Source organism: Haloimpatiens lingqiaonensis (assembly GCF_901447495.1).
Lineage (GTDB): Bacteria > Bacillota > Clostridia > Clostridiales > Clostridiaceae > Haloimpatiens > Haloimpatiens lingqiaonensis.
In genome coordinates this window covers 1-16,612 of the sequence record NZ_CABDWS010000022.1, presented here as the reverse complement: position 1 = coordinate 16,612, position 16,612 = coordinate 1, and the positions used below count along the sequence as shown (strand labels likewise).

At 30.0% G+C, this 16,612-nt stretch carries 11 protein-coding genes; 1 reads left to right on the top strand and 10 read right to left on the bottom strand.

Annotation, left to right across the window (positions count from 1 at the left end):
• Positions 1 to 44 precede the first annotated feature (44 nt).
• The 7 genes from dnaK to gpr form a co-directional block, all read right to left on the bottom strand.
• Positions 45 to 1,892, bottom strand: coding sequence for a molecular chaperone DnaK (dnaK, locus tag FGK85_RS06120; protein WP_138204748.1), 1,848 nt, complete (start codon positions 1,890 to 1,892; stop codon positions 45 to 47).
• Positions 1,893 to 1,920: 28 nt separating this feature from the next.
• A complete protein-coding gene (gene grpE, locus FGK85_RS06115) occupies positions 1,921 to 2,562 on the bottom strand; it encodes a nucleotide exchange factor GrpE (RefSeq protein WP_138204746.1) in 642 nt (213 codons plus the stop codon).
• Positions 2,563 to 2,596: 34 nt separating this feature from the next.
• Entirely contained in the window at positions 2,597 to 3,637 is a 1,041-nt protein-coding gene (gene hrcA, locus FGK85_RS06110) for a heat-inducible transcriptional repressor HrcA (RefSeq protein ID WP_138204744.1), read from the bottom strand.
• Between the two features lie 278 nt (positions 3,638 to 3,915).
• Positions 3,916 to 5,034 carry a radical SAM family heme chaperone HemW gene (gene hemW, locus FGK85_RS06105; RefSeq protein ID WP_138204742.1) on the bottom strand — a complete coding sequence of 373 codons (1,119 nt, stop codon included), beginning with the start codon at positions 5,032 to 5,034 and terminating at the stop codon, positions 3,916 to 3,918.
• Between the two features lie 181 nt (positions 5,035 to 5,215).
• The gene (gene lepA, locus FGK85_RS06100; protein ID WP_138204740.1) at positions 5,216 to 7,021 is read right to left on the bottom strand and encodes a translation elongation factor 4; all 1,806 of its coding nucleotides are present in this window, start codon (positions 7,019 to 7,021) and stop codon (positions 5,216 to 5,218) included.
• 1,632 nt (positions 7,022 to 8,653) lie between these two features.
• A complete protein-coding gene (locus FGK85_RS06095) occupies positions 8,654 to 9,775 on the bottom strand; it encodes a stage II sporulation protein P (protein ID WP_138204738.1) in 1,122 nt (373 codons plus the stop codon).
• Positions 9,776 to 9,899: 124 nt separating this feature from the next.
• On the bottom strand, positions 9,900 to 10,874 hold the full coding sequence (gene gpr, locus FGK85_RS06090; protein ID WP_138204736.1) for a GPR endopeptidase: 975 nt from the start codon (positions 10,872 to 10,874) through the stop codon (positions 9,900 to 9,902).
• 263 nt (positions 10,875 to 11,137) lie between these two features.
• Here gpr and rpsT point away from each other — a divergent pair, with 263 nt between their 5' ends.
• Positions 11,138 to 11,404, top strand: a complete 267-nt coding sequence (rpsT, locus tag FGK85_RS06085; protein ID WP_138204734.1) for a 30S ribosomal protein S20 — start codon at positions 11,138 to 11,140, stop codon at positions 11,402 to 11,404.
• Positions 11,405 to 11,445: 41 nt separating this feature from the next.
• On the opposite strand, the gene holA is transcribed toward rpsT, so the two are convergent.
• From holA to FGK85_RS06070, 3 genes are all read right to left on the bottom strand, one after another.
• Positions 11,446 to 12,471 carry a DNA polymerase III subunit delta gene (holA, locus tag FGK85_RS06080; RefSeq protein ID WP_138204732.1) on the bottom strand — a complete coding sequence of 342 codons (1,026 nt, stop codon included), beginning with the start codon at positions 12,469 to 12,471 and terminating at the stop codon, positions 11,446 to 11,448.
• A gap of 43 nt (positions 12,472 to 12,514) precedes the next feature.
• Entirely contained in the window at positions 12,515 to 13,831 is a 1,317-nt protein-coding gene (locus FGK85_RS06075; RefSeq protein ID WP_138204730.1) for a ComEC/Rec2 family competence protein, read from the bottom strand.
• 198 nt (positions 13,832 to 14,029) lie between these two features.
• Entirely contained in the window at positions 14,030 to 16,483 is a 2,454-nt protein-coding gene (locus FGK85_RS06070; RefSeq protein WP_138204728.1) for an HAD-IC family P-type ATPase, read from the bottom strand.
• Between the last annotated feature and the right edge of the window lie 129 nt (positions 16,484 to 16,612).

Below are 16,612 nucleotides of genomic sequence, written 5' to 3'. Positions count from 1 at the left end.
ATTAAGGGAAGGCAATAAATCCTCCCCTTATTTACTTTAATTTATTATTTATCGTCTTCTACTTTGTAATCTGCATCTACTACATTGTCATCTGATGCCTTAGCATTTGCATCTTCTGCTGAAGCTCCGCCCATATCTGGACCTGCACCTTGTGGAGCAGCTTCTTGATAGATTTTAGAAGATATTGCATAGAAAGCTGTTGTCAATTCTTCTTGAGCTTTTTTGATTCCTTCTAAATCATCTGTATCTTTAACTTTCTTCAAGTTCTCTATTTTAGCTTTTATATCTGATTTTTCAGCTTCTGATACTTTATCACCAAGCTCTCCTAATGTTTTTTCTGTTTGATAAGCTATTTGCTCAGCATTATTTTTAGCTTCTATTAAATCTTTTTTATTCTTATCTGCTTCTGCATTTTCTTCTGCTTCTTTCATAGCTTTTTCAACTTCATCTTGAGAAAGGTTAGTTGAAGCTGTTATGGTTATTTTTGCTTCTTTTCCTGTTCCCTTATCCTTAGCTGAAACATTTAATATACCGTTAGCATCAATGTCAAATGTAACTTCTATTTGAGGTATTCCTCTTGGAGCTGCTGGTATTCCTGAAAGTTGGAATCTTCCTAAAGTCTTATTGTCTGCAGCCATTTGTCTTTCACCTTGAACTATATGAATTTCAACGGATGTTTGACCATCTGCTGCTGTTGAGAATATTTGGCTCTTCTTAGTTGGAATAGTTGTATTTCTTTCTATTAATGGAGTTGCAACTCCGCCTAATGTTTCTATTCCTAAAGTTAATGGAGTAACATCTAGAAGAAGTACATCCTTAACGTCTCCTGAAAGTACACCAGCTTGTATAGCTGCTCCTAGTGCAACACATTCATCTGGGTTAACTCCTTTAGTTGGCTCTTTTCCTGTAAAGTTTTTAACAGCTTCTTGAACTGCAGGAATTCTAGTAGATCCTCCTACAAGTACTATTTTATCTATTTCATTTATTGAAAGTCCTGAATCGCTAAGTGCTTTTCTCATAGGCTCTATACTAGCTTCTACTAAATCAGCAGTTAATTCATTAAATTTAGCTCTTGTTAAATCCATATCTATATGTTTTGGACCTGTAGCATCTGCAGTTATAAATGGTAAATTAATGTTTGTCTGCATAGCTGAAGATAATTCTATTTTAGCTTTTTCAGCAGCTTCTTTTAATCTTTGAAGCGCCATTTTGTCTTGTCTTAAATCTATACCATTTTCATTTTTAAAGTTTTGTGCAATGTAATCCATTATTCTGTTGTCGAAGTCATCTCCACCTAATTTAGTATTACCATTAGTTGCCTTAACTTCAAATACTCCATCACCTAGTTCTAGTATAGATACGTCAAATGTTCCTCCACCTAAGTCATATACAAATATCTTTTGATTTGTATCCATCTTGTCAAGGCCATAAGCAAGTGATGCTGCTGTTGGTTCGTTTATTATTCTTAAAACTTCAAGACCAGCTATTTTACCAGCATTTTTAGTAGCCTGTCTTTGGCTGTCATTAAAGTAAGCTGGAACAGTTATAACTGCTTGAGTTACTTTTTCTCCTAAATATGCTTCAGCATCAGCCTTTAATTTTTGTAATACTATTGCTGATATTTCTTCTGGTGAATACTTTTTATCATCAATAGCTACTCTATAATCAGTACCCATATGTCTTTTTATAGATATTATTGTTTTATCTGGGTTTGTTATTGCCTGTCTTTTAGCAACTTGACCTACTAGTCTGCTATCATCCTTTTGAAATGATACAACTGATGGTGTTGTTCTAGCTCCTTCTGCATTTGGTATTACAACTGGTTCTCCACCTTCCATAACTGCAACACAAGAGTTTGTTGTTCCTAAATCAATTCCTATTATTTTACCCATTTTGATTACCTCCTCATATATATGCTGGTTAGTTTGCAACTTTAACCATACTGTATCTTAAAACTTTATTTCCTTTTTTATATCCCTTTTGGAATACTTCTACTACTGAATTTTCTTTATAGTTATCATCTTCCACATGCATTACTGCATTATGAAAATTAGGATCAAAACCTTCTTCTATAGAAATTTCTTCTACACCTATTTTTTCAAAACTATCTTTAAACTGCTTTATAGTCATTTCTATGCCTTTTTTAATGTCATCTACACAACCCTCTACACACATAGCTCTTTCTAAATTGTCTAGTACAGGGAACATATGCTTTAGCACATCCTCACAGGCATCATCATAAATAGCTTCCTTTTCCTTAGTAGTTCTATTTCTGTAGTTATCATACTCTGAAACTACTCTTTCTAATCTATCTTTTAAAGCATTGTTTTCATTATTTAATTTAGTATTATCATCTTTAATATTCCTTATTTCGCTTTCAAGTTTTTCCTTTTGCTCCTGTAGCTCCTTTAAGAAAGTTTCTTTTTCATCCTTTTCTTCACTTTCCTTTTGGGATGTTTTTACATCCTCATTATCACATCTTTCTGCTTCTTCTTTTACTTTATTCTCTAATGTTTCCCCTTTTTCTTGCTCTTCATTTAAATTTTTTTCTTCTATTGTCAACTATATCACCGCCTTAATATTTTTATAACCTTTATTATTTATTTAGGTTATCTGAAGAATTCTTATTTAGAGTCTTTATAACTTCTCTTAATATGGATATCACCTTAGGATAATGCATTCTTGTAGGTCCAATAATGCCAATAGCACCTAAAGGTCTGTTGTTTATACTATAGACAGCAGATATAATACTACAGTCCTCTGCACCCTCTATAAAATTCTCAGTTCCAATTTTTATAGATACTTTGTTAGGATTAAGCCCTTCATTTAACAATAGTCTTATCTTTTCTTTGTCATCTAAAAGACTTAAAAATTTTCTCGCATTATCTATATCATTGTATTCTTGATAATTAAATATGTTTGTTGCTCCTCCTAAATAAAACTGAGATTCATCAATTTCTATTAGAGTTTCTGCCAGTGTACTTATTATAACACCTATACTTGAATAGCTATTTTCTAGTTCCTGCTCTATTTCATAAATGCACTTATTAAAAAACTCATCTACAGTTTTATATCTTAGCTTCTCATTGATATAATTATTAAATCTAAAAATCCATTCATTATCTATTTCTACATCCAACCTCACTATAGCATTTTTAACTAAAGCTGTATCTGTAACTATGGTCAAAAGTACATTAGAACCATCTATAGGTGTTAACTGTATATGTTTTATATAACTCTGTCTTAAAGAAGGTGCCTTTACAACGCATGTTAGCTTTGTAAGTTGTGACAATAACTCTGTCACGTCTTGAATGGCTTTATCCATTTGAAAAATTGCTAAATCCATAATGCTCTTTTGTATAGTAAGCTCATCTTCAGGTGATATTTTAGGTAATTGCATAAACTCATCTACATACAACCTGTAACCCTTATCTGAAGGTTTTCTCCCAGAGGAACTATGAAGTTGCTCTAAATAACCCATATCCTCTAAATCAGACATTTCATTTCTTATGGTTGCTGAGCTTATTCCTAAATCATATTTCTTTGCTATAGTCCTTGATCCAATGGGTTCTCCTGTGTTTATATAGTCGTGAATTATAGCTTGAAGTATTCTAATTTTTCTTTCATCTATATTCATAAATATCACCTCTTTTATTAGCACTCATTAGCATTGAGTGCTAACGACTATGTTTTAAACATATCACTCTAATTTTTTTTTGTCAACATAGAGTATGTAATATAAATTCAAATTAGTGTTATTTTATCTTATTTAACCATATTTTTCTCGTTATTTCTGCTTATTACTTTCATTTAATATACTTTTCAATTTAAACACTAGTATTTCTATATTATACTGTAACTAAGACACTAACCTCAGCTATTAATATTCATTTGTTATATTTCAATCCAAGTACTTTAATCTAACATAAAATCGCTCATTATAACATTGGATACCTGTATTCCCTCTTCTGATAAAAATATCCTATCTTCCTCTTCAATCATTAAATTCATAGCTTTATATTTATCTATAATATTCCCATATACATCATAAATATCTATACCATATCTATCTTTAAATTCTTTCTTTGAAATTCCTTGGATTTTTCTAAGTCCCATAAAAGCATACTCTTCCATGTTTTCTTTTGTAGAATTTTTATGCTTATCTACTTGAGCACTATTTTTACTTTCCATAAGCTCAATATAGTGGCATATATCCTCTTGGTTATAATATCTTTCATCATTTAAATAAGAGTGTGCTCCTGAACCACACCCTATATATTCTTCCAGGTTCCAGTAAATCAAATTGTGTCTGCACTTCTTACCTTGTCTAGCAAAATTAGATATTTCATATTGCTCATATAAATTTTCCTTTAAAAAATTTACCGTTTCTATATACATACTTCTCTCTTCTTCTTCTGATGGCAAAGATAATTTTTCTATATTTTTATAAAAAGCCGTACCTTCCTCAACTATAAGACTATAACAAGAAAGATGTTCTGGCTCCATATTTATTACATTTCTCAAAGTTTCCTTCCAATCTTCTAAGCTTTGATTAGGAAGACCAAACATAAGATCTATATTTATATTTTTAAATCCATAATCTCTAGCCATTTTATAGCTGTTTTTAAAATCCTCTAAAGTGTGAATTCTACCTAATGTTTTTAAAATATCATCTTGCCATGCCTGAAGTCCTATACTTAACCTATTTACTCCCATTTCCTTAAAAAACTTAATTTTTTCTTCTGTAAAAGTTCCTGGATTTCCTTCAACGGTAAATTCTAAATCCTTTTCTTTATTCAAACCATCCAAAGCCTCTTTTATAAATTTCCACGCATCTAAAGATAAATAGGTGGGAGTTCCCCCACCTATAAATATAGTACCAATTTTATTTTTAATTCCGCATATCTCTTTACTTAAAGCTTTAGCATAATTTATCATAAAAGATTCTTTACCACTAAAGGAAGGAAAATCACAGTAAAAACATTTTTGTTTGCAAAATGGAATATGAATATATAATCCTACTGATTCACCCATTTTAAATTCCTCCCTATCTTTACAAATATTAAATATCAAATATCAAATATCAAATATCAAATATTAAATATCAAATATTGCTGATTTTTAGTAAAACTAAAATTCTTCCTTAACTATTATTTCATCGGTCTAGCACCTAGTACCTAGTACCTAGTACCTAAATATATTCTCGAAAAAGGTATTAGTCAACTTTAAGTATAGACATAAATGCCTCTTGTGGAACTTCAACAGAACCTACCTGTCTCATTCTCTTCTTACCCTTCTTTTGTTTCTCCAGAAGCTTTCTCTTTCTAGATATATCTCCACCATAACATTTTGCAAGTACGTCTTTTCTTAGAGCTTTTACTGTTTCTCTTGCAATTATTTTAGAACCAACTGCCGCCTGTATTGGAATTTCAAACATTTGTCTTGGTATAATTTCTTTTAACTTTTCTGCAGTATTTCTTCCTCTGTTATAAGCTCTTTCCTTTGGCACTATCATAGAAAGTGCATCTACCACATCTCCATTTAAAAGTATGTCAAGCTTAACAAGTTCCGTTTCTTTATATCCATCAAGTTCATAATCTAAAGATGCATATCCTTTGGTTCTTGACTTTAACACATCAAAGAAATCATAAATTATCTCATTAAGTGGTAATTGATAATGAAGAACTACTCTTGTAGTTTCTATATATTCCATGTTTATGAAATTACCTCTTCTTTCTTGGCACAATTCCATTATGGATCCTACAAAATCAGAAGGTGTAATTATGGAAACTTTTACTATAGGCTCTTCCATATACCTAATCTCTGATGGATCTGGTAAATTAGTAGGATTAGTTATATCCATATTAGTTCCATCAGTTTTATGAACCTTATAAATAACAGAAGGCGCTGTAGTTATTATGTCTAAATCAAATTCTCTTTCAATTCTCTCTTGAATAATTTCCATATGCAAAAGTCCCAAGAAACCACATCTAAATCCAAAGCCAAGTGCTATAGATGTTTCTGGTTCAAACAATAGAGCTGCATCATTTATTTGTAGCTTTTCTAAAGCTTCTTTTAATTCATCATATTTAGCTCCATCCACTGGATAAATTCCACTGTAAACCATTGGTATAGCAGGTCTATACCCTGGAAGAGCTTCTTCTGTAGGCCTTTTAGATTCTGTTACTGTATCACCTACACGAGCATCTCTTACATTTTTAATTGATGCTGTAAAATATCCAACATCTCCTGCTTTTAACTCTTCCACTGGATAAAAGTTAGGAGCAAAAATACCTACTTCGGTAACTTCATATTCTTTTCCAGTAGACATAAACTTCATTTTAGTTCCCTGTTTTATAGTTCCATTTTTAATTCTTATAAAAGAAACAACACCCTTGTAACTATCATAGTAAGAGTCAAACACCAATGCTTTTAAAGGAGCTTCTTCATCCCCTGAAGGTGCTGGCACCTTTTCTACTATAGCCTCTAAAACATCCTTTATATTTAATCCTGTTTTAGCTGATACAACTGGTGCATCATGAGCTTCTATACCTATTACATCTTCAATTTCCTCTTTTACTTCCTCTGGTCTTGCACTAGGTAAATCCGCCTTATTTATTACAGGAACTACTTCTAGGTTGTGATCCACTGCTAAGTAACAGTTAGCTAATGTTTGAGCCTGAATACCCTGAGTAGCATCTACTACTAAAATAGCTCCTTCACAAGCTGCTAAACTTCTTGAAACCTCATAATTGAAGTCTACATGTCCTGGAGTATCTATTAAATTTAATATATATTCTTTTCCATCTTCGCTTTTATATACTAATCTAACTGCCTTAGACTTTATAGTTATTCCTCTTTCTCTCTCTAATTCCATACTATCAAGAACCTGCTCTTCCATTTCTCTACGAGTCAATGTTCCAGTTTCTTCTATCAATCTATCCGCAAGCGTAGACTTACCATGGTCTATATGCGCCACTATAGAAAAGTTTCTTATGTACTTTTGTCTTTCACCTTTCATTTATACTACCGCCTTTCTAAACTTAGCCTATGTAAAAACTATTTTTTTCTCAATCGTTATCTTTTAAACTATTTTTTATAATTCAATATTATTTATACATATAGTAATCCTTTTTAAGGTAAACTAAATCACAGTAAATTATACCACAACAACCGCAACTTATGTCAAGACATAAGAAAATTGTGACGTTGTCACAATTTTCAGTGGGCCAAAATTAGTGTGCTAGTTGGCCAGTGTGCTAGAGGGCTAAAATTAGTGTGCTAGGGAAGGATAATTTTTCTTCATTGCATTACGAAAAATTTTAGAATGTAAAAAAGATAGCTAACATAATTTCACAACGTGAAATTATGTTAGCTATCTTTTCGGACTTAATTTAAATCTTTTATTGGCGACAGCCAGACTAAATATATAAATATCAAATAATGTGGATTTTCTTCATTTTATTCAGAAAATCTTTAATTTATAAATAAAAAAGCGCTTATAATCTTTTAGGCGTAGCCTTTAGAAAAGTTATATGATACTTATTAAAATAAAATAGTAACTAAAATTTAATTCATTTTGCCGTAAGGCAATTGTTTGTATAAATCTTAGTTTGTAGGGGAGAAAAAGTAAGAGATAAAAAGTAAGAAGTAAGAGTAAAGGTTAAAACTCAAGGAGTTTTTTATAATTAATTTGTGAATAAGTAAAAGGTAATAGTTGTGGTTAAAATTCAGAAAAGCTGAATTTTTGAAGAACTATTGCTTAAAGGGCTGATAAGCCCGCAGACCGATAGGTCACAAAAATAGCCATACTTTCACTTACCACATAAAACCTTAATAATATTAATAATTAGTTTCCAGTTACATTTTTATTTTAAATTTTCACAAAAGTAGGTTACCCCAACCATCTTCTATAATAAATTTTTCATTACAAATCAGCAGGCTACGCCAAAAGAACTTTTCAAGTGCTCAACTCCTGACTTTTTACCTTATAGCTTGTTTTACTATTACATTTATTTAATTAAAGATTTTCCATAACGCAGTGGAGGACAATCCTCATTCACTCTTACTTCTTACCCCTTACTTAATTCTCAATTGTCCATTGTCCATTGTCACTTCTTACTTCCTCTACAAATTCTAATTTAAGAAATTCCATAGGAATTTCAACATTAATTGATATTTGATATTTGATATTTCTATATTTTCGCTGGCTACCGCCAATAAAAGATTTTTTAAGCCCTTAAAGAAAATATGTAACTGCTTTGTTTAATGAAACAGTTATATCTTTTCTTACTATACTATTCTTCATATTCAATTAAAGATTTTCCGTAACATAGTGGAGGAAAATCATCCTTTAGTAGGCCGTTCTCTCCCGTGACGATATATGCATGAACTGAAAAATCTGATTTTAATGGAGTGATAAATGTGAAATTTAGGACTATTGAACTAGCCTTAGAACTTCTTTATTTGTCCATTTAAAGCACCGTTAAGAAGTTTTCATTGCCTAAGCGAGGCACGAGTGAGTTTGAAAACTTTAGGGGCTTTAAATGGACAAATATTAGAAATTCTTGGCGTATTGTTCAAGTCCAAAATTGCACATTTATCACGGAATTAAAATCAGATTTTTCCTATGCACTTACGTCTCAACATATCTTTATTGTTTTCTGTTTAGGTGTTCTGCTAAGATTCTTGCTATATATTTGCCTGTGCGTTTAGCTTCATCGGTGGTATTTACATAAGATCCCATTTCAATTAAAATAACATTCTTACTCTTATTTTGATTAAAATGTCTACTTCCTCTATCATAATAATATATCTTTTGCTTCCTTAAAAAATTTGGATACAATTTATCACATATGGAAACTAACTTATTTGTCAAAGCCAAAGTATCCTTTAAATTTGGACTACTTTTATCTATTACAAACATAGCTCTTGCAATATCTTCCCCATTTAACTTAGTTGTAACTAAACTTTTGTCTGATGGTGAATCCCTATGTAAATCTATTATTAATTTAAAATCACCATACTTCTTTAGATATCTATCTAAAGTCTCACCAGATTTTACATAACACTTTGGATATATACTATCGTGAATAGTTTTATCATGTATTACACATATACCATAATTCTGCATCAACTCATTTGCTAATACATCTCCCACAGCACATATATTTACATTTTGATCTTCACTGCTAGGATTTCCTGGTCTAAAACTTTCATGGGTATGAGTGTGATATATAAGCACTTCTGGTTTATTCATGTTTAAAGTTTTCTTAAGACTGCTGTCATAAGCTGGGCTTTGAGTGTTCTTACTACTTGCATCGTTGTCCTTCACCTCTCTGCAAACTTCTTTATCGTCTAATTCAAAAGGATTTACAACTACTTTCCCCTCTTTATCATACACTCTATCCTGTTCTTTATTATTCTTTTGATTTCCTGTTGTTTGTTTTGATTTATCCTTATCTATAATTGCTATTTCTTTTTTTAATATAGACTTAGGATTTTTAATACCTAGTGCCTGCAAAAAGCTTTCTTTTAAAGAATTAGTATTCAAAAGGTCATTGTTTACTACCTTTACTGTTGGAATAGAATAATTTAATACCTTTACATAAAAAGATGATTTGCCTTTTTCTCCTTCTATATCATAACCTCTTACCAATTGAGGACTTATTAGAGTAATTATCATGATCACTACTATGCAAGATATACTCATTATAAGCTTAAATTTCTTATTAAAATTCAAGTCAATTTCTCTATTTATTTTTTTGTAATCCAATTTTATTCCTCCCCTTTGTTTATATTGTTCTTAATTTATATAATATTAAAGAGGAATAAAATATATTACTACCTTTATTAAATTTGTAAAATTTTTTAAAAAATACGTTTAAAATGTTATTTTTTTAATTCAGATATTTATTTATATCTTCAAGTTCTAAGGCTGGTTGTAAAGCTATGTTTATTCCATTGGCTACTATCTTTGTAACAGATTCTACTACCATATCTACTTCTTTAGGTGTAACCATTAAATTTCCTACGTATGGATCTAATACCTCCTGTATGAGTTTCTGCTTTTCATTTCTATTTAGTTCTTTTAACATATTATAAAACTTACTTCCTGTTTCTGATTGGCTTATAAGTGCATCTACCACTAAATCTATGGTATCATTGGCCATGGTTGCAGCATCTACTACTGTAGGAATTCCTATAGCTATTACTGGAACATTTAATGTCTTTTCACTTAATTCCATTCTCCTGTTTCCAACGCCAGAACCTGGTGATATGCCTGTGCTTCCTATTTGAATGGTACTATTAACTCTATTAAGTTTTCTAGAAGCCAGTGCATCTATACATATAACTAAATTAGGCTTTACCTTATCTACTACAGATCTTACTATTTCACTGCTTTCTATTCCAGTGGTTCCCAAAACTCCTGGTGCTACAGCACAAACTGACCTTATTCCCTCATCTATTTCATTAGGCACTAGCTGTTTTAAATGTCTAGTTATCATTAATTGTGAAACTACTTTAGGGCCTAAAGCATCAGGAGTTACCTTTTCATTTCCAAGTCCCACCACCATAGCTGTCATACTGTCATCCAATTTAATTAAGGCGGATAATTCCTTTGCAAGTACTTTACTTATATTATCTTTAGTATCTGCATCATAGTGTGCAAACTCTGGCATATCTATAGTTATGTAATCACCCTTAGGTTTTCCCATGGCCTTTTCACCAGTTTCATTCACCACTTTAACTCTTGTTACCCGTATATTATCCTCCTCATACTCTTGTACTTCTACTCCAGGCATTTCTACATTGTTTTGTTGCTTGTATATTTCCCTAGCTTCCACTGCTAAATCAGTTCTTATGCTAAACATTACCCTACACTCCTTTTTCATAAATTTTAAGAGCTTCTTTTATTTTATAGTATTCTACAAATATTTTTGTTTTATCCTGTAACTATGTTTTTAGCAGTGATAATTCAAATTACTAATGGCTGTATAAATAAATTACTCTTGAAGTCATATATAATTAATGCTATAATAGCATTTGTTAAATATATATATAAATATATATTATCGCGTATGCAGATTTCCCCAAAGCTGCAAAACCCTACAAAAATACAAGGGGGTGAAAAAGAATGGCAAACATTAAATCAGCTAAGAAAAGAATAAAAGTTATAGAAACTAAAACTCTTAGAAACAAGATGATAAAATCTGCTTTAAAAACTCAAATTAAAAAGTTTGAGACTGCAATAGCAGAAAAAAATCTTGAAGAAGCTAAGGTTCAATATACAGCTACTGCTAGAGCTTTAGATATGGCTATATCTAAAGGTATATTACATAAGAACAAAGCTTCAAGAAAGAAATCTAGATTAGCAGCAAAATTAGCTCAATTATCTGCTTAATAATTAAACCGGTGTATATACACCGGTTTGTTATTTTTACGCTATGCTATTAAAGTGCTCATAATTAAAAGTTCCAATTCTACTTTATTATCCACTGAGGAACTTTTTATTTTTTTCTCTGATTCTATACATGCATTCAAAATATTTTTTAATTGTTGCTCTTTAAATGCAGTGCTTTGTCTCATCATATTTTCACAAACATAGGGATGAAGTTTTAATTCTTTAATCAAATCTTCCTTGGTTTTACCAGCCTTTATACCCAATTTTAAGCTTAAAAGAATTCTAAATTGTCTTTCTATCATACTTAAAATCACAGTAATGGACTCGCCCCTATATATAAGTTCATTTACTATATCTATGCCTTTATTTACATTTCTTCTTGAAAGGGAATCCACCAAATTGAATATATCATTTTCTCCCCTTTGAGGTAGTATCTCCTCTATGTCTTTTCTTTCTATATCTCTTCCCTCAGTATAGGCACAAAGTTTTTCCACTTCATTTTCTACTATATTTATATTGTTATCTACCACTGAACAGAAAAAACTTAAATTATTTTTATCTATTTTTTTCTTTCTAATGTCAAACATTTCCTTTACCCTCTTTTGTAAATCCATCCCTTTTAATTTATCTAACTTACATGCACATACTTCTTTTATAGCTGCAAGTTTATTGAAGTTCTTTGAGGGTTTTTCTCTTTCAGATTCCAAAGAATAATACATTATTATTACTGATTGAGGAGGTATGCTTTTCAAATACTCCTTTAACTCACTTACAAATCCTTCTTCTTTATCCTTGCTTAAAATTTTAAAATTATAAATTTCAATTAATTTTTTTTCACTCATAAAGGGCAATGTCTCACAGGCATTAATTATTGAATCCATAGATTCCAATTTACTTCCATCTATCTTCACATAGTTAAATTCCATAAAATCTTCTGATAAAATTTTATTTTTTATGCTATCTATTGTATCCCTTATGAGCTTCATATCTATGCTGCACAATAAATATGCATTAGATATTTTATTTTCTTTTATGTTTTTTTCTAGCTCAAATAGTTTAACGTTCATTATAGTATCTCTCCTAAATTTAATTATCTATATAATCATTATATCAGTTATTTACTATTTCTAAAATATCCTTCTGTTTTACATAATTTTTTAGAAGAATAAAATGTAAATAAAAAGCCAGTAGACCTACTGCATAGCATGGATTAAATTTTATAATTGGCGGTGACAAAGCCAGTAATATCTTATTCCCTCCTTCTATAGCAGTTAAAACTGAATATAGAAGGTACCCTATGCCGCTAAATAACTTTTTAAAACATATAAAAATTATACCTAAGTTACCTAATACTATAGCTATAGAATATATAGGAATTAAAAATATATTCCCTAACAAAAAACTTGTGCTTACATCATTCATAGTAAAAGCTATGTATGGCAAAGTAAAAATTTGAGCACTTAAGGATATGCTTATACTTTCATTTAAGAATTCCGGAAGTTTATATAGATATCTACTTATTTTTTTGCTATATAAAAGTATTCCAAGCGTAGCTAAAAAAGATAGATTAAAGCCCACATCCAATATATAATAAGGCCTTATGAAAAGCAGTATTATAGCAGCTAAGGCAAGGGCTGATAGAGCATCATATTTTTCATATAGCTTTTTAGAAAATTTACATACCACTATCATAATATATGCCCTTATAGCCGACGCCTTCAATCCCGTAAATACAACATATATAAATGTGGCCAGTGCCCCTATCCTTTCTTTAAATATTTTTTCAAGCATCTTATAAACTATTGATATATGAAATCCTGAAACACAAAGTATATGAACTATTCCAAGCCTTGCATAATCCTTTTTTGTATTATAAGACAAGTATTTACTATCTCCGCAACATAATGCCATTATAAGTGAACTCTTATCCTTTCCTAATATTTTTTTGTACTTTTCATAAATTTTTGATTTAAAAATATTCATTTTGTATATCATATCTTTTTCTTTAACATTGTAGTTTTCTACAAAAAATTTTCCTATTATGCCCTTTTCATAATCTATATTTTTTATATAATTTCCTTCAGCACAAATCTTCATTCCTTCCTTTAATCCGCCTGTACTGCCGCATAGATATATTTTTCTTCCCCTGAAACTTGCTGTATAAACACCCATTTTTTTATCCATTACCCTAAAGCTTTGCCCATTACATGGACTTATATTGAAATAAAGATTAATGCAAATCATGCCTAAAATTATAAAACATATATTTACAAAAAAGAATTTTTTATAATCTAAAGTAAAGAAAAATGGAATAACTATTGAAAAAACAAAGACAATACTTAAAATATTGCTTATTGGGTATATTAAAAAGGCTACTAAGCCAATTATCATAAAAAACAAGTAATAAATAAGCGGTCTATTGTACACAAAAATACACCTCCCTTTATATTGTTGCCATATAAAAGGAAGTGTAATCTTTTTTCACATTTTATAAACAGAACTCTAACCTTCAGATGGAGTTTTTACTCCATCTGAAGGTTAGAGTTCGTTATCCAGGGACGTAGCTGCCGTTATCTCCCACTTTGTTAGAAGTGGGAGTGTTACGGCAGGTAGTCATCGGATAAATTATATTAAAAATACTAAGAATGGAAGAATGATACTCAAGAAAAACAACACATTTGATATTCTATTTTTAAATAGCATCCTTTCTTTTTCTTTAAACTCTATACCCATTAATACTACTAATAAATTCAAAAGCACTAAATAAATATCATATGCAAAATCACCAGATATATATTTAATAATATTAAACATAAGCACTGGTAAAACTCCAAGCACTACAGTTTTTAAAGCCTTTAAACTAAAAGAATTTATCTTTTCTTCTTCTTTCCATCTATATTCCCTACTGTTAAATTCCTTAAAAATAGCTGTACCCATAATAGGCATTGTTATAAAATTCAAATATAAATAAAAATACATAGGTACCATTTTATCTATATTTAAAGCGTGAAAAGCACACATGTTGGCTCCCTGAAAAATAGAAACATAAACAAAATACCATGCCATATTTTGAAAAAACTTTTTAAAACTTTTACTACTATTTATAAGAACCTTACAACTTTCTAAATTAAACTTTTCTGAAAACACATGGCATATCTTTTTTAAAATGTTGCTGCATCCTTCTCCTAAAGCTATGGATATATAACAATGATTTAAATAAGACAAATCTTTTAGATTTTCACCTGCCATAGCTACATTATATCCTCTTTGTTTTAGAGTTTTAGCTACTCTAGATTTAGAATTATCATCTATGTTAGATAGTATGCTAACTTTGCCAATACTGTAATTTAGTTGCTCATCATTCATGTAACTTATCTCTACTCCAGATAAAACTTCATCTACTTTTGTTATTAGTTTAATTTCTTTTCCTATAGAATAAACTGTAAGCTTGTTATCCTTAGTTAAAAACATAGGTTTTATACAGTTAGTCTTATAATAATTTAAATCTTCTTCATATTTTTCCTTTAGGGGATTGTAAAAAGCTAAAAGCCCTTCAAAAACTAAGTTACTTTCTATATTTTCATTTAAACTAGGTTCATAGCTAAAGGCTCGCGAAGCTATAGCTACTACATTTAAACATTGTCCACATAACTGAAGATTTACATTTTTTATTTTAATAATATCCTCTTTAGTTATTTCCCTTTCCACACCACTTAATCTTATGTGAGTGCATCTTTCCAATATATAATCTAAAAAACCTTTTACATTTGCCCTGTAGTTTTCATCTACTCTATTAATTGTAGTTACAGTTTTTCTTATAGGATCCATAGGTATCTCTGCAATCTTAGGATATTTAGCCTCTAGATTACTTTTATGAATGTTATATATTTTAGAGAATTCCATAAGCTCTAACTCTTCTAATTCTTCTCTCTCCACTGCTTTTTCTGGAGAGTGCTTTAAACCACTGCATAAAATAGCTATAGAAATAAATCTCTCTATATCCTCATCAAAATTAAATTCTACACTATGAACTTCCCTTAATTCTGCATTTATATATATATTCTTAAACTCCATTGACTCATCTGATAAAGTTCCCATTTTTTCAAAAGCTACTATGTCTAAGTTGCTTATATCATATAAAGATGACATGTTTTTCAAAAACATACCTTGCTTTTTTAACTTAAATATAGAAATGTTGTAAGATAAAAACATCACTATTAACATAAGATTAGATGCATATATGGATGAAATTCTTCCTAAATTATTTCCTACTCCATTTAAATTTATCCCTTCTCTAAAGCTCAAGAACAACTCTATAAAAATAAATAAAATCCAAATATACCCTATTAAATTCAGTTTACTAAACAAATGTTTTTTAAACTCTTCTCCTCTATTACCATCTTTAAAAGCCATTTGTACTACTTCTCCAATTTGTGTGTTCATGCCTGTAGCTACCACTATACCAATGCCTTCTCCTTCCTTTACATAGGAGGATTTAAACAGTATATTGCTCATTTGGGACAAACCTATGTCCCTCTCTTCAATTTTAGTTTCGTATTTTTCCACCAAATAAATTTCACCAGTTACAGAGTTCTCTTTAACTTTTAAGTTTTTTCCACTTATAAGTCTTAAATCTGCTGGCACTATACTGCCTTTATTCACACAAACTATATCTCCTACCACCAGTTCTTCCACAGGAATTATTATATCCTTTCCATTTCTAATGACTTGTACATTATAAGAGTTTAATTTATCGATTTGACTTAATCCCTTAAATCTTTCCTTTTCTAATTTCACTACTATTATAAGGTTTAATACAAAAAATACTGTTATAAACGCTGCCCAAATATAATTTTTACTATACATTAAAATTATCACATTCACCATGTATATAACAAAAAACATATTTCTCAATTGGTTTAAAATTAGCTTATAATCACTCTTTTTCTCTGGTCTTTCTATAGTATTATCACCATTTTCTTCCCTAGCTTTTAATATTTGCTCTTCATTTAGCCCACGATAAACATCGCTATTTAACGTTTTTACCACATAACTCCATGTGTAATTGTACCAGTCCATATATACCACACTCTCTGCATAATTTTTTATTTAATCTATTTAGATTTTTATATAAAATTTCTAAAACCAATTATTGTTTATATAGTTTATATTTTAACTTAAAAGTTCTATGTATTCAAAAGCTTTTCC